The following is a 19802-nucleotide window of genomic DNA, read 5'->3' as shown; positions in this document are numbered from 1 at the left end:
CCGATGCGGATCGACCTCGTCACCCTCGTCGTCGCCGACTACGACCCGGCCATCGCGTTCTTCACCGGGATTCTCGGCTTCGAGCTGGTCGAGGACGCGCCGTCGCTGACCAACGACGGCCGCCCGAAGCGGTGGGTGGTGGTCCGCCCGCCCGGTGGGCAGACCGGCATCCTGCTGGCCCGCGCCGACGGTGAGCGGCAGGAGGCGGTGGTCGGTGACCAGGTGGCCGGCCGGGTCGGGTTCTTCCTCCAGGTGGACGACTTCGACGCCGTCCACCGGCGGCTGGTCGACGCCGGCGTTGAGTTCGTGAGGCCACCGCGCACCGAACCGTACGGCCGGGTGGCGGTGTTCCGGGACATCGCCGGCAACCGCTGGGATCTGCTCGGCACGGCCTGACCCCGCTGCCACCAAGCATCAGCTTGGGTCTGAACCGGTCAGCGCAACAGTGCGCGACCGCACCCACAACCTCACCTTCACTACGTAGCGTCACTTATCTCCCCCTGCCACCCACCCTTCCCCACACGCTTTGCTCTGCTGCCCTGGGCGCACCGAGCGCGGAAGGTAACCGTCGCGTCGGTGGCAGCAGAGCAAAGCGTGGAGGGGCAGGTAGGTGGGGCAGCCGGAGATGGGGGCGGAAGTCCTGCTCAGCGGGGTGAGTGCGAATTTCGGACGCAGGGCAGCGCCGGCACCCCCCAAAATCGATCACCCAGGGTGATCGCGGGCGACCTCAGCCCGATTCGTCACCCAGGGTGCTCGACCCGCCCAAGGCGGCAGCGTCGACCGACATGCGGGTGACCCCGGCAAGGGCCGGCACCGCAAGGGCCGCCACCGCAAGGGCCGCCACCGCAAGGCCGGCCCCGCAAGGCCGGCACCGATGGGCCACCGGGTAGCGCACCGCAGCTCAGGGGGTCAGCCGGTGCAGGTCGCGCGGGAAGGCGGTCACCTCCCGGACGTTTGCCGCGCCGACCAGTCGGGCCACGAACCGCTCCAGGCCGATCGCGAAGCCGCCGTGCGGCGGCATCCCGTGCCGGAACGCGTCCACGTACCCGGCGTACGGCTCGACCGGCTCGCCGCGCGCCGCGAGGGCCGCCAGGTAGTCGGCGTGGCGGTGCAGCCGCTGCCCGCCGGTGACCAGCTCCAGACCCCGAAAGAGCAGGTCGAAACCGTTCGAGTACGCGGGCCGGGCCGGGTCGGGGTGGGTGTAGAAGGGCCGCTTCGCCATCGGGTACCCGGTGACGAAGAGGAAGTCCGACCCGTGGGTGGCGCGGGCCCACTCCCCCAGCGCCCGTTCGTGGGCGGGGGCCAGGTCGGGTTCGTCGGCGGGTGCACCGGCGATCCGCAGCGCCTCGGTGAAGTGCACGGCCGGGATCTCGACCGGCACGTCGGGCAGGGTCAGCCCCAGGGCCGCCACCGCGCCGCCGGCCCGCCGGGCCACCTCGGTGAGCATCCCCGCGAGGGTGTCCCGCAGCACCGCCATCACGTCCCGGTGGTCCTCGACGAAGCCCAACTCGACGTCGAGCGAGGTGTACTGGGCCAGATGCCGGACGGTGTCGTGCGGTTCGGCCCGGAACACCGGCCCCACCTCGTAGACCCGTTCGAAGACGCCCACCATGAGCTGCTTGTAGAACTGCGGCGATTGGGCCAGGTACGCGGGCCGGCCGAACCAGTCGAGGGCGAAGACGTTCGCCCCGCTCTCGGTGGACGTCGCGACCACCTTCGGGGTGTGCACCTCCACGAAGTCGCGGGCGTCCAGGGTGGCCCGGAAGCCGGCCACCGCCGCCGCCGCGATGCGCAGGGCCGCCGCGCGGGTCGGGTGCCGCAGCGCCACCGGCGCGTGGTCGAGCTGGGTGGGTAGGGTCGCGGTGAGCGTCGGCCGGTAGAGGTCGAACGGGGGCGGCACGGCGGGCGGGCCGAGCGGTCGTACCGTCGGGTGGGTCAGCTCGACCCCGGCGGGCGCGGTGCCGTTGGCGGTGACCGTGCCGACCACCTCGACCACCGTCTCCTCGGGCAGCGCCGTCACGGCGGCTCGCACGTCCGGGTCGGTGACCACCACCTGGGTCAGGCCGGTGGCGTCCCGGACGATCAGGAAGGCCACCGACTTGAGCAGTCGGCGGCGGTGCACCCAGCCGGCGATCCGCACGGTCGTGCCGGTGCGGGTGGACAGGTGGGCGGAAAGGATGCGTTGCACGGCGGTTACCTCCTCGATCAATCGCAACGCGATCCCCGGGAGGTGTGGGCGAGCGGGAACCTCGCGGTGCCACCACACCTTCGCCCCCGCCGTGGCGGGAGCCTCATTCGTCGCCTTTTCACCGGGGCCAGCCGGGCGGGCTCTACTGGGCGCGCGGACGCGCTGTTCTTCCCGCGGCTCGGGAGGGTCTTCGCGCCCCGGCGTCAGACCGCCTTCCAGCAACCGGCGGCTCTCTGCACTGGCGGATCGGGGCGTTACTCGGCTCCGTCACAGCTCTGCCGGCACGCTAGCACCCGTCCCACCGGGCTGTAACGGGCTTTTCCGGCCGCCGGGTGGCCGGTGTCACAAGACCCGTGACGTGACGCCGGTCGCCCGACGTGCATCGATCGCCGCCGTCGGGCGTAGGCTCGGTTTTGTGACGATCGAGCACTCCGCGCCGACGACCCAGCAGGCAGCGCGCTCCGCGACGGTCGCCCCCGAGGGGCGACGGATGCTGCGGATCGAGGCGCGCAACGCCGAGACGCCGATCGAGCGCAAACCGCCGTGGATCAAGGTCAAGGCCAAGATGGGGCCGGAGTACACCGAGCTGCGCGGGCTGGTCTCCCGCGAGGGGTTGCACACCGTCTGCCAGGAGGCCGGCTGCCCCAACATCTACGAGTGCTGGGAGGACCGGGAGGCCACCTTCCTCATCGGTGGCGACCAGTGCACCAGGCGCTGCGACTTCTGCCAGATCGACACCGGCAAGCCGGCCGAGTTCGACGCCGACGAGCCGCGTCGGGTGGCCGAGTCGGTGGCCACGATGGGCCTGCGCTACGCCACCATCACCGGGGTGGCCCGCGACGACCTGCCCGACGGCGGTGCCTGGCTCTACGCCGAGACGGTCCGGCAGATCCACGCGCTGCGTTCCGGCTGCGGTGTCGAGCTGCTGATCCCCGACTTCAACGCCGTCCCCGAGCAGCTCGCCGAGGTGTTCGGCGCCCGGCCCGAGGTGCTCGCGCACAACGTCGAGACGGTGCCGCGGATCTTCAAGCGGATCCGTCCGGCGTTCCGCTACGAGCGTTCGCTCGACGTGATCCGGCAGGCCCGCGCCGCCGGGCTGGTCACCAAGAGCAACCTGATCCTGGGCATGGGCGAGGAGCGGGCCGAGGTCTCCCAGGCGCTGCGCGACCTGCATGAGGCCGGCTGCGAGCTGATCACCATCACCCAGTACCTGCGCCCCACCCCCCGGCACCACCCGGTGACCCGCTGGGTCAAGCCGGAGGAGTTCGTCGAGCTGCGCGAGGAGGCCGAGGAGATCGGCTTCGCCGGGGTGATGAGCGGGCCGCTGGTGCGGTCGTCGTACCGGGCGGGGCGGCTCTACCAGCAGGCGTTGACGGCCCGCCGGGACGCCTCGGTCACTGTCGGCTGACCCCGGGACGCCACCGGGCACGCCTGCGGAGAACCACCGGCCACGGCGACGACCGCCGGGCATTCGAATGTGTCGATCTTCCCAGACCTCGGCCGCACCCGCAAGAGGTGTCCGGCCGCAGCTCGGCGTCGATTCGACGGCGCTGTCCGGGCAGGCCGGGATCGTGTTAGATTCCGCCAGCCCTGACCCGCAACTCATCGATGGTGGTGTCTTTGATGGCGCAGCCGCACACGGTTGTCATCGGCGCCGGCCCTGCCGGCCTCACAGCCGCGTACGAGTTGACCCGGCGACACGCCCCGGTCGACGTGGTGGAGGCCGACGACGTGGTGGGCGGGATCAGCCGCACCGTGGAGCGGGAGGGCTGGCGGTTCGACATCGGCGGGCACCGGTTCTTCACCAAGGTGTCGCGGGTCGAGGCGTTCTGGCACGAGCTGCTCTCCGACGACGACTTCCTGCTGCGGCCCCGGATGAGCCGCATCCACTACCAGGGTCGGCTCTTCGACTACCCGCTGCGGGCCGGCAACGCGCTGCGCAACCTCGGCGTGTGGGAGGCCTGCCGGTGCGTCGGGTCGTACCTGTGGGCGCGGGTGCGTCCGCCGGCCGACCAGAGCCACTTCGAGGGCTGGGTGTCGGCCCGGTTCGGGGCCCGGCTGTACCGGATGTTCTTCAAGACGTACACCGAGAAGGTCTGGGGCATCCCCGCGACGGAGCTGCAGGCGGACTGGGCGGCCCAGCGCATCCGCAACCTCTCCCTCGGCGCCGCGATCCGCGGCGCGCTGCTGCCCCAGCGCGGCGGCACCGAGGTGACCAGCCTGATCGAGGAGTTCCGCTACCCCCGGCTCGGCCCGGGGATGATGTGGGAACGCTGCGCCGAGCTGGTGGTCAAGGGCGGTGGGACGGTGGAGCTGGAGACGGCGGTACGCACCGTGCACCGCGAGGAGGGCCGGGCGGTCGCGGTGACCGTCGACGGCCCGTCCGGTGAGCGGCGGATCGCCGCCGACCACGTGGTCTCCAGCATGCCGATCTCGGCCCTGGTCCGGGCGATGGACCCGCCCGCGCCGACCGAGGTACGCGAGGCCGCCGACGCGCTGCGGCACCGGGACTTCCTGACCGTGGCGCTGGTGGTGCCGGCCGAGGCCGGTTTCCCCGACAACTGGATCTACGTGCACACCCCCGGGGTGCAGGTCGGGCGGATCCAGAACTACGGCGCCTGGTCACCGGAGATGGTCCGGGCCGGCGGCACCTGCCTGGGCCTGGAGTACTTCGTCAACGAGGGCGACGAGCTGTGGTCGACCCCCGACCCGGAGCTGGTCGCCTTCGGCACCGCCGAACTGGAGCGGCTCGGCCTGGTCCGCCCCGGCTCGGTCACCACCGGGTACGTGGTGCGGATGCCGAAGGCGTACCCGGTCTACGACGAGGGGTACGCCGAGGCCGTCGAGGTGATCCGCCGCTGGCTGGCCGAGGCGGTGCCGAACGTGCACCCGGTGGGTCGCAACGGCATGCACCGGTACAACAACCAGGACCACTCGATGCTCACCGCGATGCTTGCCGCGGAGAACATCCTCGACGGCACCGACCACGACGTCTGGGCGGTCAACGTCGAGGAGGATTACCACGAGGAGGGCGGCACCGACAGTGGCGCCCACGCCGGTCGCGGCGAGGCCGGCACCGGCCGCGCCGCACCGGTGGTGCCCCGCCCCCGTACCGCGCCGGTCGGGGACCGTTCACCCACCGGCTGACCACCGTCACGGACGGGCCCCGGCCGCCCACCGGCCGGGGATCATCCGTCCTGGCGGCGACCACTAGACTCGGCGGCATGGCAAAGCCCCAGGAGAAGGTCTCGTTCGGCCAACGGCTGAAGCAGATCGGGATGGTGTTCAAGTTCACCGCCAAGCAGGACAGGTGGTTCGCGCCACTGGCCGCCGGGGCGGTGCTGATCCCGCTCGCGCTGACCGTGGTCGCGGTGATCCTCTGGGGCTGGCTCTGGTTGCCGATCGGCATCCTGCTCGCCCTGCTCGCCCTGCTGGTCGTGCTCAACCTGCGGTCCAACAAGGCGATGATGAACGCCGCCGAGGGGCAGCCCGGCGCGGCGGCGCAGATCATGGAGAGCATGCGTGGTGACTGGCGGGTCACCCCGGCGGTCAGCTCCACCACCCAGATGGACATGGTGCACCTGGTGATCGGCCGGCCCGGCGTGATCCTGCTGGCCGAGGGGCACCCGCAGCGGGTCCGGGGCCTGCTGGGCCAGGAGAAGCGCCGGCTGGCCAAGGTGATCGGCTCCGCGCCGCTGCACGACTACGTGATCGGCCAGGGCGAGGGTGAGCTGCCGATCCGCAAGCTGCGGATGACCCTGATGCGGCTGCCGCGCACGCTCAACGGCAAGGACGTCAACTCCCTCGACAAGCGGCTCAAGGCGCTCACCGCCCGCCCGCAGATGCCCAAGGGTGCGATTCCCAAGAACATGCGGCCGCCGGGCCGCGCGTTCCGCCAGACCCGGGGCCGCTGACCCCCTCTGGTACGCCTCCGCGAGCCGGGCCCGTCCGTCGGGCCCGGCTCGCGGCGTGTCCGGGGTCGGCGGGCAGGCCGGGGCCGGCGGGTGAGCCGGAGTCAGCGGGCGGGGCGGGGGGCGTCGGCGACGACCGCCCCGGTGAGCCGGTCGTGCAGGCCGCGACGCTGGGCGTCCATGATCAGGGGCGGTACCACCAGGGCCAGGAGCAGGCCACGCAGGAGCGCCCGGGGTATCCCGAGCCGCCCGCCGTCGGACCAGTCGAGGCAGCGCAGCCGGGTGATCCACATGCCGGGGGTCTGGGCGAAGAGGCCGAGGAAGAAGCCGTACTCGACGATGAGCACCACCACCGGGGCCCAGCCGTCGCGGACCGGGTCGGCGAAGAAGTTCGACACCAGCAGGCAGAGCACCCAGTCGATCACCAGGGCGCCGAACCGTCGGCCGAGGCCCGGCGGGTCGAAGGTGGGGTCGGTGGCGGGCGGCACCGGTGCCGCGGCGGGCGGACTCGTCACGGTGGTCCAGGGTAGTCAGCACCGTCTCGGGGCCGCCCCGCAGCCCACCGCCGGCCCCGGGGCGGCTCGGGGGCGGACCAGCAGGTGGACTGCAGGGGCGTTCCCGCAGTCTGTGCAAATTCGGTCTTATCACCCCGAAAAGCGATACAGTGCTTCAGCCGGTATCGTCCGAACGGACAACCCGGCGGGTACTGAGCGGCGCAGATGACGCTCCGCGAGCGGCGTAACACGGCAGAAACATTGGAGACACGGGCGAGCAACCCCGCGGTCATAGCGTCGCCAGAGCCCAGCCACCGGAGTGGACGTGCCAGGAGGACGTGTGTTTGCCAATCCCGAGGAACTCCTGCGATACCTCAAGAACGAGGACGTAAAGTTCGTCGACGTACGTTTTTGTGACCTGCCCGGCGTGATGCAGCACTTCAACCTGCCGGTGGAGTCCTTCGACGACAGCGTCTTCACCGACGGTCTCGCGTTCGACGGTTCGTCGATCCGCGGTTTCCAGGCGATCCACGAGTCGGACATGCTCCTGCTCCCGGACGTCGCGACCGCCTTCATCGACCCGTTCCGCGCGCAGAAGACCCTCGCGCTCAACTTCTTCATCCACGACCCGTTCACCCGTGAGGCCTACTCCCGGGACCCGCGCAACGTGGCCAAGAAGGCCGAGGCCTACCTGGCCGCCAGCGGCATCGCCGACACCGCGTACTTCGGTGCCGAGGCGGAGTTCTACATCTTCGACTCGATCCGCCACGAGACCTCGGCGCACCAGTCGTTCTACTACATCGACTCGGTCGAGGGCGCGTGGAACACGGGGCGTGAGGAGGCCGGCGGCAACCGCGGCTACAAGACCGCGTACAAGGGCGGCTACTTCCCGGTGCCGCCGGTGGACCACTACGCCGACCTGCGCGACTCGATCGTGCGTCGGCTGGTCGACGGCGGCTTCACCGTGGAGCGTTCGCACCACGAGGTCGGCACCGCCGGCCAGTCGGAGATCAACTACAAGTTCTCCACCCTGCTGCACGCCGGCGACCAGCTCCAGCTCTTCAAGTACATCGTGAAGAACGAGGCCTGGGCCAACGGCAAGACCGCCACCTTCATGCCCAAGCCGCTCTTCGGCGACAACGGCTCCGGCATGCACACCCACCAGAGCCTCTGGCTCAACGGCGAGCCGCTGTTCTACGACGAGACCGGCTACGCCGGCCTGTCGGACACCGCCCGCTGGTACATCGGTGGCCTGCTGCACCACGCCCCGTCGCTGCTGGCGTTCACCAACCCGACGGTCAACTCGTACCGCCGGCTGGTGCCCGGCTACGAGGCCCCGGTCAACCTGGTCTACTCGCAGCGCAACCGCTCCGCCTGCACCCGCATCCCGGTCACCGGCAGCAACGCCAAGGCCAAGCGGGTCGAGTTCCGGGTGCCGGACCCGTCCAGCAACCCGTACCTCGCGTTCTCGGCCATGATGATGGCCGGCCTGGACGGCATCAAGAGCAAGATGGAGCCGCCGGCCCCGATCGACAAGGACCTCTACGACCTCCCGCCGGAGGAGTGGGGCGACGTCAAGCAGGTGCCGGGCTCGCTGCCGGAGGTGCTCGACGCCCTGGAGGCCGACCACGACTACCTGCTCGACGGTGGCGTGTTCACCCCCGACCTGATCTCCACCTGGATCGGGTGGAAGCGGGCCAACGAGGTCGACCCGGTGCGCCTGCGCCCGACCCCGCACGAGTTCGCGATGTACTTCGACTGCTGAGGTCCCCCCTCGACGGTCACGCTCCACCGGCCGGGCCGGCTCCGCTTCCGCGGGGCCGGCCCGTTCCGTTGCGCCGGCTCCGCACCACACCGACCAGCAGCACCACCAGCAGCGCGGTCATCACGATCGCGCCGGGCGCCTTGGTGTAGCGGGCGACAGTGGTGCCGTCCGGCAGGGTGAGGAAGGCCGCCACCGCCGCGGGCACCACGAACCAGGTGGTCCGGGTCGCCGACACCGCGAGCAGCAGCAGCGGCCAGGTCACGTACCACGGGTGCAGGACCGGGGCGAGCAGCACCGTCGCGGCCAGCGCCGCACCCGCCGCGCCCAGGGTGACCCGGGGTCGGGCCGCCGCCAGCCGGTGCACCCGCTGCCGGACGTCGTTGAGCCGGCGCAGCGCCGTCCACGCCCGCCACCACAGCACCGCGAGCAGCACCACCAGCGCCAGCAGGCCCACCGCCCTCGTCACCGGCACCGCGTCCGGCCGGCGACCGGCCAGCTCACCGACGTAGTCGACGACGAAGCCGACCGCCGTCGGCGCCGACGTCCACTGCTGCGAGTCCCCGCTGCGGGCCAGCCCGGCCACCCAGCCCAGCCCCAACCCGAACAGCGCCGAGACCGCCGCCAGGGTGACCAGGACCGCCCCGGCGAGCCGACCGCCGTCGCGCAGCAGGGCCCGCAGGGTGTAGCGGCCGTGCACCGCCGTCAACGCCGCGAACGGCAGCACCACCAGCGCGGTCGCCTTCACCGCCACCGCCAGCCCGAGCAGCACCCCGGCGACGAGCAGCCCCCGGGTCCGGCCGGGCGCGCGCACCAGCACCAGCAGACCCGGCGCGAGCAGGCCGAGCAGCACCGCGTCGTTGTGCGCGCCGGCCACCAGATGCACCCCGACCAGCGGCGAGGCCAGCCCCAGCCACACCGCCCGGCGGGTGGGCACCCCGGCGGCACGGGCCAGGCCGGGCAGGCACAGCGCCGCCAGCAGCACCCCGGCCACCGCGTACAGCCGCAGCACCACCAGGGTGCCGAGCAGGGAACCGCCGGCGGCGGCAGCCAGGGCGGCCAACAGCACGAAGACCGGGCCGTACGGGGCCGGGGTGTCCCGCCAGATCGGCGCGACCGCGTCCACCCACGGGCAGCCGGCCGCCGCCACCCCCACCCGGTACGGGTCGTGCCCGGCCGCGTACGACCAGCCCTGGCAGGCGTACGAGTAGACGTCCCGGCTGGCCAGGGGCGGGGTGAGCAGCAGCGGCAACGACCACAGCCCGGCGGTGCGGTACGCCCACCCGGTCGACGGGGCACCGGCACGCAACGCCCACCAGGCGCCCACCATCAGCGCCGTACCGACCAGCCAGCAGCTCACGGCGGCCGGGCCGTACGGCGCGCGCCACGGGCCGGTCGGCGGCACCTCGGGCAGCACCCCACCCAGCCAACCGGCCACGGCGAGCAGCACCGCCCCGGTCAGCCCGAGGTGGCGCGCCGCGCGGGCCCGCCCGGTCGGTGCGCCGGCCTCGGTCACCGGCCACCTCTCCTCAGTCGGCGGACGAATCCACGGTGGCGGGTCGCCGTCCCGCCCGAGCCGACCGTACCAACCGCACGGCCACCACGATCACCAACAGCGTCATCAGCGGGGCGCCGGGCATCTTGGTGAACCGGGGCAGCCCGGTGCCGTCCGGTAGCACCAGGAACGACGAGACCAACGCCACCAGCGCGAACCACCGGGTCGACAGGTGGGTCGTCGCGGCGAGCACGGCCATCGGCCACAGCCAGTACCAGGGGTGGAACAGCGGCGCGAGGGCCACCGTCGCGGCCAGCGCCAGGCCGGCGTGCCACAGCGGGTCGCGGGTGCGGGCCCGCCACCACAGCCAGACCAGCAGCACCGCCAGCACCAGCATGCCGATCGTCCGGGTCACCGGCAGCGCGTCGACGTCCGCGCCGAACAGGGCCGCCACGTAGCCGGCGGTCTGCCCGACGGCGGTCGGCGGCGAGGTCCAGGCGATCACCAGGCCGCCCTGTTCCAGGCCGGCGATCCACCCGAAGTCCAGGCCCGCCGCCAGGGTCGCGCCGGCCACCGCGACCAGCGCGCCGACGGCGACCGGCAGGCCGTCGCGCAACAGCGCCCTGATCCGGTACGGCCCGACCAGCGCGGCCAGCACCGCGAACGGCACCACCACCAGCGCGGTCACCTTCACCGCGCCGGCCAGCCCGAGCAGCACCCCACCGGCCAGCAGCGGCCAGCGCCGGCCCGGGTTGGCCGCCACCACGGCCAGGCCGGCGACCAGCAGGCCGATCATCAGCGCGTCGTTGTGCGCCCCCGAGACCAGGTGTACGCCGACCAGCGGCGAGGCCAGCGCCAGCCACAGCGCCCGGGGCACCGGCACGCCGCAGCGCCGGGCCAGCGTCGGCAGGCAGGCGGCGGTCAGCGCCACCCCGGCCACGGCGAGCAGCCGGAACAGGGCGATGTTGACGGTCAGCGCGGTGTCCGGGTCGAGGCCACCGGTGAGCCGTACCACCGCCCCGGCGATCATCACGAACAGCGGCCCGTACGGGGCGGGGGTGTCCCGCCAGATGTAGGAGATGGTGTCGATCCACGGGCAGGGCAGCGCCGACACCCCCTGCTCGTACGGGTTGATCCCGGCCGCGTAACTCGCGCCCTGGCAGGAGTACGCGTACACGTCGCGGCTGGCCAGCGGCGGCGCGACCAGCAGCGGCAGCACCCACAGCCCGGCGGTGACCAGCGCCCACCGGGTCGACGGCACCCGGTCGCGCAGGGTCCACCACGCCCAGGCCAGCAGCCCGGTGCCGACCAGCCAGAGCACGATGATCAGTGGCCCGTGCCGGCTCTGCCAGATGCTGACCGGGGTGGGCCGCAGCTCCGACCCCGGCAGCGCGCCCCCGAGGTACGCGGCGATGGCGAGCAGCACCGAACCGGACAGACCGAGCCAGCGGGACAGGTGGTGAGGCACGTCCGTCATGCTGCCAGTAGCGTGGGCGCGGACCGGAGGTGGGCATGCGGGGCAGCAGGGTGGTGGGGTCGGCCACCGTGATCGCCGCCGTGCTCGCCGGGGTGTGGCTGGCGTTGCCCCCGCTCGGGTCGGACCTGTCGGCCCAGGTGGCCCGCGCCGACTTCTTCGCCGGGCACGGCTGGGCCCTGGTCGACCTGCGCTGGTACGCCGGCATCACGCCGCTCGGCTACAGCCTGGTCTCGCCGCCGCTGATGGCGACCCTCGGGGTGCGCCTGACCGGGGCGTTGGCGCTGGTCGGCTCGGCAGCCGCGTTCGCCGCCCTGCTGGTGCGTACCCGGGTGCCCCGGCCGCTGCTCGGCAGCCTGGTCGGGGTGCTGACGATCACCGGCAACCTGGTCTCCGGCCGGGTCACCTACGCCCTCGGGGTGGCGTTCGGGCTGGCCGCCCTGCTCGCCCTGACCCTGCCGGCCGACCGGCGCGGCCCGGACGGGCCGAGTTCCGCGCCAGCCAGCCGGAACGGGGCGGGCGACCAGGACAGGGCGGGCGACCAGGGCGGGGCGGGCGGCCGGGGTGGGCGCTGGGCACGGGGCGGGCGCTGGGGCCGGCCGGTCCTGGCGGTGGCCGGCGCGGCGCTGGCGTCGGCGAGCAGCCCGGTGGCGGGTCTGTTCGTCGGCCTGGTCGGGGTGGCGCTGCTGGTCACCCGCCGATGGGCCGACGGCCTGTTGCTCGGGGTCGCGGCGGCGGTGCCGCTGGGGGTCACCGGGCTGCTGTTCGGCGAGGGCGGCTGGATGAACATCAGCGGCTCCGACACCCTGCGGTCGGTCACGGTCAGCCTGCTGGTGGCGGCGGTGGTGGCGTACCGGCCGGTGCGGGTGGGGGCGTTGCTGTCGGCGGGCGGGGTGCTGGCGGCGGCGCTGGTGCACACCCCGGTCGGGCTGAACGCGACCCGCCTGGTGACGATGTTCGCGCTGCCGGTGCTGGCCGCCGCCGCCCGGCCACCCGCCCGGCTCACCGCGCGGCTGTCCCGCCGCCGGGCCGCCCCGGGGTCCGGCGGGGCCACCCGACCGGTCCCGCCGGTCAGTTTGTCCGTCGGGACCGGCGCGGTGGCGTTGGCCGTGCTGCTGGCGGTGGTGTGCTGGTGGTTGCCGCCGGTGGTCGCCGCCGACGTCCGCAGCGCCGACGATCCGACCGCCGACCGGAGCTACTTCGCCCCGCTCGCCGCCGAGCTGGGCCGGCGCGGGCTCACCGGGCGGGTGGAGGTGCCGCCGACCCGTAACTACTGGGAGGCCGCGCAGCTCGGCGAGGTGCCGCTGGCCCGGGGCTGGCTGCGCCAGGTCGACATCGGGCGTAACCCGCTGTTCTTCACCACCGTGCCGGGGGCCGGGGGCACCGGTGTGCCGTTGACCGCCGACAGCTACCGGGCCTGGCTGGACGAGTACGCCGTGCAGTACGTCGCCGTCGCCGACGCGCCGCTGTCCTGGGTGGGCCGGGCCGAGGCGGAACTGGTCGGGGCGGGGTTGCCGTACCTGACCGAGGTCTGGTCGGACCGGCACTGGCGGTTGTACGCGGTGACCGACCCGACGCCCCTGGTCGCCGCGCCCGGGGTGCTGGTCGGGCAGGACGCCGCCACGCTGACGTTCCGGACCACCGCCGCCGGCCAGGTGCCGGTCCGGGTCCGTCACTCCCGCTGGCTGACCGTCTCACCCGGTGCCACCGTCACCCCCGACGGCCCCTGGACCCTGGTCACCGTCCCCCGCGCCGGCACCTGGACCCTCCACACCTGACCCGCCCCCACCCCACCCCCGCGCCCCGTCCCGCACCTGCTCGGGTTGATCAAGAGGTTTGCGTCACCCCGCCGCCTGGAATTGACGCAAACCTCTTGATCACCGCAGACCACCCCGTCCGGGTCGAGTGATCAAGAGGTTTGCGTCATCCGCCACGGTTCACCTGACGCAAACCTCTTGATCAACTCGGTCGGGTGGTGGGGGTGGGGGTGGCGGAGGGGGCGGTGGGGCGGGCGCGGACGTGCAGGCGCTCGCCCTGGGGGCCGAAGAGGCTGAGGATCTCAGCCGGCACGTCGAACGGGTTGCCGAACCAGTGCGGGGTGCGGGTGTCGAACTCGGCGACCTCACCGGCGTCGAGGGTGAGGTCGTGCCTGCCGAGCAGCAGCCGGATCCGGCCGGAGAGCACGTAGAGCCACTCGTACCCCTCGTGCACCTGCGGGGTCGGCTCCCCCGTCGGCACCTGCGGCGGATACGTCATCTTGTACGCCTGGACGCCACCCGGGCGGCGGGTCAGCGGCACGATGGTGACGCCGTGCCGGACGACCGGACGGCGGTGGACCCGGGGATCCCCGATCATCGGCGTACCGACCAGGTCGTCCAGCGGCACCCGGTGGAAACGGGCCAGGGCGAGCAGGAGTTCCAGCGTGGGCCGCCGGCCACCGGACTCCAGCCGGGACAGGGTGCTGACCGAGATCCCGGTCGCCGCGCCGAGCTGACTCAGCGTCACGCCGCGCTGCTGCCGTAACGCCCGCAGCCGCGGCCCGACGGTGGTGAGCACCTCCTCCTCGGTGGTGACGCCGGTGTCGCCCGGCACCGTCCACTGCCCCGGGCCGGGCCCCTGGCCCGCCACGGCCCGCCCGGGTTCGTCGCGCGCCGGGGGTGGGCCGGCTCGTCGGGGTGCAGCCAGCTGGTCGCTGTGATCGTCGGTCACCGCACCAGTTTGCCATTCCGGCAACAAAATTTGGCAGTACGGTGAGCCGGGCGGACGATCCGGAGCACCGGCGGGACGGACCCGCCCGTAGGGAGGCAGTGGTCATGACGTACCCGATGGTGCACGACGTGGTCGTGGTGGGCGGCGGCGCGGCCGGGCTCAGCGGTGCGCTCGCCCTGGGCCGGTTCCGCCGCGACGTGGTGGTGGTCGACGGCGGCGCCCCGCGCAACGCCCCGGCCGACCACGTGCACAACTTCCTGACCAACGAGGGTGTCCCACCCGCCACCCTGTACGCGACGGGCCGGGCCGAGGTGGCCCGGTACGGCGTGACCCTGCTCGACGCCACCGTCACCGCCGCCCACCCGCTCGACGGCCTACCCGGGACCACCGGTGCGAACCCGGCCGGAGGCGCGGGAGAGAACCCCCGCCCGGCCGGCAGCGTCGGACCGGCGCGGTTCGCGGTGACGCTGGCCGACGGTCAGGTGCTGCACGCCCGGCGGATGCTGGTCACCACCGGCCTGGTCGACGAGCTGCCCGACGTGCCGGGGCTGGCCGGGCGGTGGGGCCGCGACGTGCTGCACTGCCCGTACTGCCACGGGTGGGAAGTGCGCGACCAGGCCGTCGGGGTGCTCGCCACCGGCCCGATGGCCGCCCACCAGGCGCTGCTGTTCCGGCAGCTCACCGATGACCTGGTGGTCTTCACCCACACCGCCGGGCCGTTGCCGGCCGACGACGCGGAGCGGCTGGCCGCCCGGGGGGTCGCCGTCGTCGACGGCGAGGTGGCGGAGCTGGAGGTCACCGCCGACCGACTCACCGGCGTACGGCTGCGGTCCGGGCGGGTGGTCCCCCGGGAGGCACTGGTGGTCGCGCCCCGGTTCGCCGCACGGGCCGCCTTCCTCGCCGGGCTCGGGTTGACCCCGGAGGATTTCATCGTCGGCGGGCACGCCTTCGGTGACCGGGTCGCCGCCGACGCCTCCGGTGCGACCGGGGTGCCCGGGGTCTGGGTGGCCGGCAACGTCACGGATCCGCAGGCCACCGTCATCGCCGCCGCGGCGGCGGGGCTGAAGGCCGCCGCCGCCCTCAACGCCGACCTGATCGCCGAGGAAACCGACCGGGCCGTCGCCGCGCGACGCACGGCCGCACGGGGGCAGACCGGGCCCGCGCCCGAGCGGACCGGGTCGGTGGACGACCAGGCCGGGGCCGGGCACGACCAGGCCGGAGCAGGGCACGACCAGGCCGGGGCCGTGGTCGAGCAGGCCGGGACGGACGGCGGGCAGGCCGGGGCGGTGGACGAGGCGACCGCCCGACACTGGGACGAGCTGTACCGGGGTCGGGAGCGGTACTGGAGCGGGCGGCCCAATCCGCACCTGGTGGACGTGGCCGGGACGCTGCCGCCGGGCACCGCGCTGGACCTGGGATGCGGCGAGGGCGGTGACGCGGTGTGGCTGGCCCGGCAGGGCTGGCGGGTGACGGCCGTCGACGTCTCCACCGCCGCCCTGCAGCGGTCGGCCGCCGCCGTGACCGCCGCCGGAGTGGCGGCCCTTGTCGACTTCCAGCGGCACGACCTGGCCCGGACCTTCCCGGCCGGGGAGTTCGACCTGGTCTCCGCGCAGTTCCTCCAGTCGCCGTTGGAGTTCCCCCGGGCCGAGGTGCTGCGGGCGGCGGCGCGGGCGGTCGCACCGGGCGGCCGACTGCTGGTGGTCGAGCACGGGGCGGTGCCGCCGTGGGGCAACGCCGCGCACCACCACACCCGGTTCCCCACCCCGCAGGAGACCCTGGCCGACCTCGACCTCGACCCGGACGGCTGGGACGTCGAACGGCTGGACGCCCCGCAGCGGCAGGCGACCGGCCCTGACGGCCAGACCGGCACCCTGATCGACCATCTGGTGTTGGCACGCCGCCGGTAGGTCGCCCCGATTTCCGTCCACCATGGACCGGTCGACCGGAGATCCGCATGCTTGAAGGAATCACCGGACGACCATCAAAGAAATCGAGAAGTATTGACGCCCCATTTCCCTTCACGTAGGTTAAGGACCGACAACAGGCCACGGGGGCCTCTGGGAGAACTGTTGAACGACGGCGCAGGCACGCCCTGCCGCCGCACATGCGGGTACCCGCAATTCTCAGCATTGACAGTCGACGTCTCGGTCGGAGGTCGCTCGCTGACCGGCCACGTGCCGCGTCGCGCCATGCCCCCCGCCACCACTTCACGGGAGGAACCATGCGACACATCGGGACCGCACTCGCGGGCCTCGCCCTCGTCGGCACCACCGTCCTCGCCGGCGCCCCGGCCCAGGCCGCGGCGCCCTCCGCGACGGACGCACTGGCCCTGAGCTGCCCCTCCACCGGCGCGCTCTGCCTCTACAAGGACGCCGGCTTCCTCAACATCCTGGACGTGCTCAACGGCAGCGCCAGCCTGGTCAACACCAACGCCGACAACGCGGTCACCTCGGTCCGCAACCGGGGCAACTGCGCCTACAAGCTCTACCGCAACGGCGACCGTTCCGACAGCCCCATCACCGTCGGCCCGCGCACCGAGATCTCCAACCTCGGGACGTTCTGGGGTCTACAGTGGAACGACTCGATCAGCTACGCGCAGATCTGGTGCTGACCCCGAGCCAATCGGAACGCCTTTCTCCGTAGCTTGAAAATAGCGCGGAAAATGCGTCCCACAACCATTCACCGAGCCGTCACCGTCGGATGACGCGTCAATTCGGCGTACCCTCAGCCGTCCTCGACGCCGGGGCTCAGACCCCGGCGTCGAGGACGCGTTGCATCGCGGCCCGGGACCTCCGGGCGGTGCGCAGGTAGTCGTCGAGGAACTCCCCCGGGTCGTCCGCGCCGAGCAGCCGCACCACGCCGGCCAACTCCACCCCGTGCCGGGGAAGCTGGTCACCGGCGCGTCCCCGGACCAGCATCAACGCGTTGCGGACCTGCGCGGCGAGGGTCCACCCGGCGGTCATCGCGACGGCGTCCGCCGGGTCGACCAGCTTGGCGTCCCGGGCCGCCGCGAGCGCGTCGAGGGTACGCGTGCCGCGCAGTTGCGGGTACGCCCCGGCGTACCGGAGCTGGAGCAGCTGCACCGCCCACTCGACGTCGGCGAGGCCACCCCGGCCGAGCTTGGTGTGGGTGGCCGGGTCGGCGCCCCGGGGCAGCCGTTCGTTCTCCACCCGGGCCTTGATCCGCCGGATCTCGACCACCTGTTCCCGGGTCAACCCGTCGGCCGGGTAGCGGACCGGGTCGATCATCGTCTCGAACTCGGTGCCCAGGTCGGCGTCGCCGCAGACGAACCGGGCCCGCAGCAGCGCCTGCGCCTCCCACACCCGCGACCAGCGGGCGTAGTACTGGGCGTACGCGGCGAGGCTACGCACCAGCGGCCCCTGCCGTCCCTCGGGGCGCAGGTCGGCGTCGACGCCGAGCGCCGGGTCGGGGGCGGGCGCACCGAGCAGCCGGCGCAGCTCCTCGGCGATCGCGTGCGCGGCGGCGCTGGCCGCGCTCTCCGCCGTCCCGGCCGGCGGGTCGTAGACGAAGAGCACGTCGGCGTCGGAGAGGTAGTTCGACTCGTACCCGCCGAGGCGGCCCAGACCGATCACCGCGAACCGCAGGCCGGGCAGCTCCGGCTGGGCGGCCCGGACGGCGCGCAGCGCGGCGGACAGGGTGGCGTCGGTGACGTACGACAGGCCGGTGCCGACCCGGGTGACGTCGGCCAGCGGGCCGGCCGGCGCGCCGCGCTCGGGTCGCGGGGCCAACCCGTCGGCCCGGCTGAGCACGTCGGCGCAGGCGATCCGGACGAGTTCCCGGCGGCGCAGCGCGCGTACCGCCCGGGTCGCCTCGACCGGGTCGGCGTGCCGGGCCGCAGCGGCGGCGAACCCGTCGCAGAGCACCTCCCGGGGCCGGGGGGTCAGCTCGTTCTCCTCGGCCAGCAGCCGCAGCGCCTCCGGTTCCCGGGCCAGCAGGTCGGCCGCGTACCGGGAGGAGGACAGCACCCGGGCCAGCCGGCGGGCCACCGGGCCGGAGTCGCGCAGCAGCCGCAGATACCACGGGGTGCTGCCGAGCTTGTCGGAGACCTGGCGGTAGTTGAGCAGCCCCCGGTCCGGTTCGGGCGCGTCGGCGAACTCGCTGAGCAGCACCGGCAGCAGGGTGCGCTGGATCGCCGCCGTCCGGCTCACCCCGCCGGTGAGGGCCTGGAGGTGCCGCAGCGCCCCGGCCGGGTCGGCGAAGCCGAGCACCTCCAGCCGGTGCCGGGCCGCCTCCGGGGTGAGCCGCAGCCCGTCGGCGGGCACCCGGGCCACCGACTCCAGCAGCGGCCGGTAGAGCAGCTTGGCGTGCAGCCGGCGTACCTCGGTGGCGTGGGCGACCCAGTCGGCGCGGAAGCTCTCCACGGCGCTGCGGCCGGGGATGGCGGCGTAGCCGAGCGCGGCGGCCAGCCAGCGCAGCGCGGCCGGCTCGGTCGGCACGGTGTGGGTCCGCCGCAGCGCCTGGAGCTGGAGCCGGTGTTCGACACCGCGCAGGAAGCGGTATCCGCGCAGCAGCGCCTCACCGTCGGCCCGCCCGACGTAGCCGCCGGTCACCAGCGCGCGCAGCGCCGGCACGGTGCCCGGCACCCGCAGCGACTCGTCACCCCGGCCGTGCACCAGTTGCAGCAGTTGGACGGCGAACTCGATGTCCCGCAGCCCGCCCGGACCCCGCTTGATCTCGCGCTCCAACTCCTTCGGCGGGACGTTGTCGATGATCCGGCGGCGCATGGCGCGTACGTCGGAGACCGCCTCGGGACGCTCGGACGCCCGCCAGACCAGCGGGGCGAGCGCGTCGATCCACTCGCCGGCCAACGCCAGGTCACCGGCGGCCGGGCGGGCCTTGAGCAGCGCCTGGAACTCCCAGGTGCGGGCCCACCGCTGGTAGTAGGCGAGGTGGCTGGCGAGGGTGCGCACCAGCGGCCCCCGGTTGCCCTCGGGGCGCAGCGCGGCGTCCACCGGCCAGGCGACCAGCCCGCAGACGTGGATCAGCCGGGCGGCGACGGTGGTCGCGGCGGGCAGGTCCTCGTCGGTGGCGGCCACGAAGATCACGTCGACGTCGGAGACGTAGTTCAGCTCGTCGCCGCCGCACTTGCCCATCGCCACCACGGCGAGCCGGGGCCGGGCCGTGCCCGCCGGCAGCTCACCCACCGCGATCTCGTACGCCGCCGCGAGGGTGGCGTCGGCCAGCGCGGACAGCGCGGACATCACCTGCTCCAGGCCGCGTCCGCCGGTCAGGTCGGCCGCCGCGATCCGCAGCAGCGCCAGCCGGTACGCCTGCCGCAGCACCGCCACCGGCGCGGTGGCGGCCGTCAGCCGCCCGGCGAGCGCCAGGTCGAGCCGCCCGTCGGCGGTGGGGGCCAGCCCGTCCGGGGCGGTGCCGAGCACCGTCCACTGACCGGGGTTGGCGACCAGGTGGTCGCCCAGGGCGGCGGACGCGCCGAGCACGGCGACCAGCCGGCGGCGCAGCCCCGGGTCGGCGGCGAGCGCGGCCAGCAGCTCCGACCCGGTCGCGTCGTCGGCGGTGCGGCGTTCGGTCTCCACCATCCGGTGCAGCTGGCGCAGCGCCAGATCCGGGTCGGCGGCCCGGGAGAGCGCGGCCAGCAGGTCGGCCGCCGACCTGTCGGTGGGTTCCTGCTCGTCGGCCTGCCACAGCCCGAGCCCGTCCGCGCCGAGCAGATCGGCGGCGCGGACCCCACCGTCACCCTCGGCGAACCCGTAGCGGGCCAGCCGTCCCCTGGTCGGTCTGCTCATC

13 protein-coding genes and 2 pseudogenes are annotated in these 19802 nt (G+C 73.8%); 9 read left to right on the top strand and 6 right to left on the bottom strand.

Annotation, left to right across the window (positions count from 1 at the left end):
• Positions 1-3: 3 nt before the first annotated feature.
• Positions 4-396 carry a VOC family protein gene (locus ACN265_RS06740; protein WP_357932373.1) on the top strand — a complete coding sequence of 131 codons (393 nt, stop codon included), beginning with the start codon at positions 4-6 and terminating at the stop codon, positions 394-396.
• A gap of 505 nt (positions 397-901) precedes the next feature.
• Here ACN265_RS06740 and aspS read toward each other — a convergent pair.
• Positions 902-2188: an aspartate--tRNA(Asn) ligase gene (aspS, locus tag ACN265_RS06735; protein WP_421406404.1), complete on the bottom strand. Its 1287-nt coding sequence runs from the start codon at positions 2186-2188 to the stop codon at positions 902-904.
• A gap of 358 nt (positions 2189-2546) precedes the next feature.
• Here aspS and lipA point away from each other — a divergent pair, with 358 nt between their 5' ends.
• The 3 genes from lipA (at position 2547) to ACN265_RS06720 (ending at position 6102) form a co-directional block, all read left to right on the top strand.
• A complete protein-coding gene (lipA, locus tag ACN265_RS06730) occupies positions 2547-3596 on the top strand; it encodes a lipoyl synthase (protein ID WP_204927875.1) in 1050 nt (349 codons plus the stop codon).
• A gap of 215 nt (positions 3597-3811) precedes the next feature.
• Positions 3812-5335 (top strand): NAD(P)/FAD-dependent oxidoreductase, encoded by a 1524-nt coding sequence (locus tag ACN265_RS06725; RefSeq protein WP_420116487.1) that lies wholly within the window; start codon positions 3812-3814, stop codon positions 5333-5335.
• Between the two features lie 77 nt (positions 5336-5412).
• On the top strand, positions 5413-6102 hold the full coding sequence (locus ACN265_RS06720) for a DUF4191 domain-containing protein (RefSeq protein WP_421406403.1): 690 nt from the start codon (positions 5413-5415) through the stop codon (positions 6100-6102).
• A gap of 101 nt (positions 6103-6203) precedes the next feature.
• Here ACN265_RS06720 and ACN265_RS06715 read toward each other — a convergent pair whose 3' ends face one another.
• A complete protein-coding gene (locus ACN265_RS06715) occupies positions 6204-6614 on the bottom strand; it encodes an RDD family protein (protein ID WP_204927878.1) in 411 nt (136 codons plus the stop codon).
• 319 nt (positions 6615-6933) lie between these two features.
• On the opposite strand from ACN265_RS06715, the gene glnA reads away from it, so the two are divergent.
• Positions 6934-8358: a type I glutamate--ammonia ligase gene (gene glnA / locus ACN265_RS06710; RefSeq protein ID WP_088644628.1), complete on the top strand. Its 1425-nt coding sequence runs from the start codon at positions 6934-6936 to the stop codon at positions 8356-8358.
• Positions 8359-8374: 16 nt separating this feature from the next.
• Here the strand turns inward: glnA and mptB (ACN265_RS06705) are convergent, their stop codons facing one another.
• Both mptB (ACN265_RS06705) and mptB (ACN265_RS06700) read right to left on the bottom strand, forming a co-directional pair.
• Positions 8375-9871 carry a polyprenol phosphomannose-dependent alpha 1,6 mannosyltransferase MptB gene (mptB, locus tag ACN265_RS06705; protein WP_421406402.1) on the bottom strand — a complete coding sequence of 499 codons (1497 nt, stop codon included), beginning with the start codon at positions 9869-9871 and terminating at the stop codon, positions 8375-8377.
• Between the two features lie 13 nt (positions 9872-9884).
• Positions 9885-11327, bottom strand: coding sequence for a polyprenol phosphomannose-dependent alpha 1,6 mannosyltransferase MptB (gene mptB, locus ACN265_RS06700; protein WP_421406401.1), 1443 nt, complete (start codon positions 11325-11327; stop codon positions 9885-9887).
• A gap of 35 nt (positions 11328-11362) precedes the next feature.
• Here mptB (ACN265_RS06700) and ACN265_RS06695 point away from each other — a divergent pair.
• A pseudogene (locus ACN265_RS06695) lies at positions 11363-11797 on the top strand (hypothetical protein); the annotation flags it as partial.
• A 123-nt stretch (positions 11798-11920) separates the two neighbouring features.
• Positions 11921-13102, top strand: a pseudogene (locus ACN265_RS06690) (hypothetical protein); the annotation flags it as partial.
• A gap of 181 nt (positions 13103-13283) precedes the next feature.
• Here ACN265_RS06690 and ACN265_RS06685 read toward each other — a convergent pair.
• Positions 13284-13916 carry a helix-turn-helix domain-containing protein gene (locus tag ACN265_RS06685; RefSeq protein WP_421411398.1) on the bottom strand — a complete coding sequence of 211 codons (633 nt, stop codon included), beginning with the start codon at positions 13914-13916 and terminating at the stop codon, positions 13284-13286.
• A gap of 221 nt (positions 13917-14137) precedes the next feature.
• Here ACN265_RS06685 and ACN265_RS06680 point away from each other — a divergent pair, with 221 nt between their 5' ends.
• Both ACN265_RS06680 and ACN265_RS06675 read left to right on the top strand, forming a co-directional pair.
• Positions 14138-15940 carry a methyltransferase domain-containing protein gene (locus ACN265_RS06680; RefSeq protein WP_421406400.1) on the top strand — a complete coding sequence of 601 codons (1803 nt, stop codon included), beginning with the start codon at positions 14138-14140 and terminating at the stop codon, positions 15938-15940.
• Between the two features lie 314 nt (positions 15941-16254).
• The gene (locus ACN265_RS06675) at positions 16255-16644 is read left to right on the top strand and encodes a peptidase inhibitor family I36 protein (protein WP_204926465.1); all 390 of its coding nucleotides are present in this window, start codon (positions 16255-16257) and stop codon (positions 16642-16644) included.
• Positions 16645-16780: 136 nt separating this feature from the next.
• Here ACN265_RS06675 and ACN265_RS06670 read toward each other — a convergent pair whose 3' ends face one another.
• Positions 16781-19801, bottom strand: a complete 3021-nt coding sequence (locus ACN265_RS06670; protein ID WP_421406399.1) for a bifunctional [glutamine synthetase] adenylyltransferase/[glutamine synthetase]-adenylyl-L-tyrosine phosphorylase — start codon at positions 19799-19801, stop codon at positions 16781-16783.
• Position 19802: the final 1 nt, after the last annotated feature.

It is taken from the genome of Micromonospora sp. WMMD730 (assembly GCF_049178955.1).
Lineage (GTDB): Bacteria > Actinomycetota > Actinomycetes > Mycobacteriales > Micromonosporaceae > Micromonospora > Micromonospora wenchangensis.
The sequence above is the reverse complement of the archived record's forward strand: the minus strand, read 5'-3'. Positions and strand labels throughout refer to the sequence as shown.

Coding starts and splice junctions, on each gene's coding strand:
- ACN265_RS06680 (WP_421406400.1), top strand. CDS start 14,138: ATGACGTACCCGATGGTGCACGACGTGGTCGTGGTGGGCGGCGGCGCG.
- ACN265_RS06720 (WP_421406403.1), top strand. CDS start 5,413: ATGGCAAAGCCCCAGGAGAAGGTCTCGTTCGGCCAACGGCTGAAGCAG.
- ACN265_RS06670 (WP_421406399.1), bottom strand. CDS start 19,801: ATGAGCAGACCGACCAGGGGACGGCTGGCCCGCTACGGGTTCGCCGAG.
- ACN265_RS06740 (WP_357932373.1), top strand. CDS start 4: ATGCGGATCGACCTCGTCACCCTCGTCGTCGCCGACTACGACCCGGCC.
- mptB (WP_421406401.1), bottom strand. CDS start 11,327: ATGACGGACGTGCCTCACCACCTGTCCCGCTGGCTCGGTCTGTCCGGT.
- ACN265_RS06725 (WP_420116487.1), top strand. CDS start 3,812: ATGGCGCAGCCGCACACGGTTGTCATCGGCGCCGGCCCTGCCGGCCTC.
- ACN265_RS06675 (WP_204926465.1), top strand. CDS start 16,255: ATGCGACACATCGGGACCGCACTCGCGGGCCTCGCCCTCGTCGGCACC.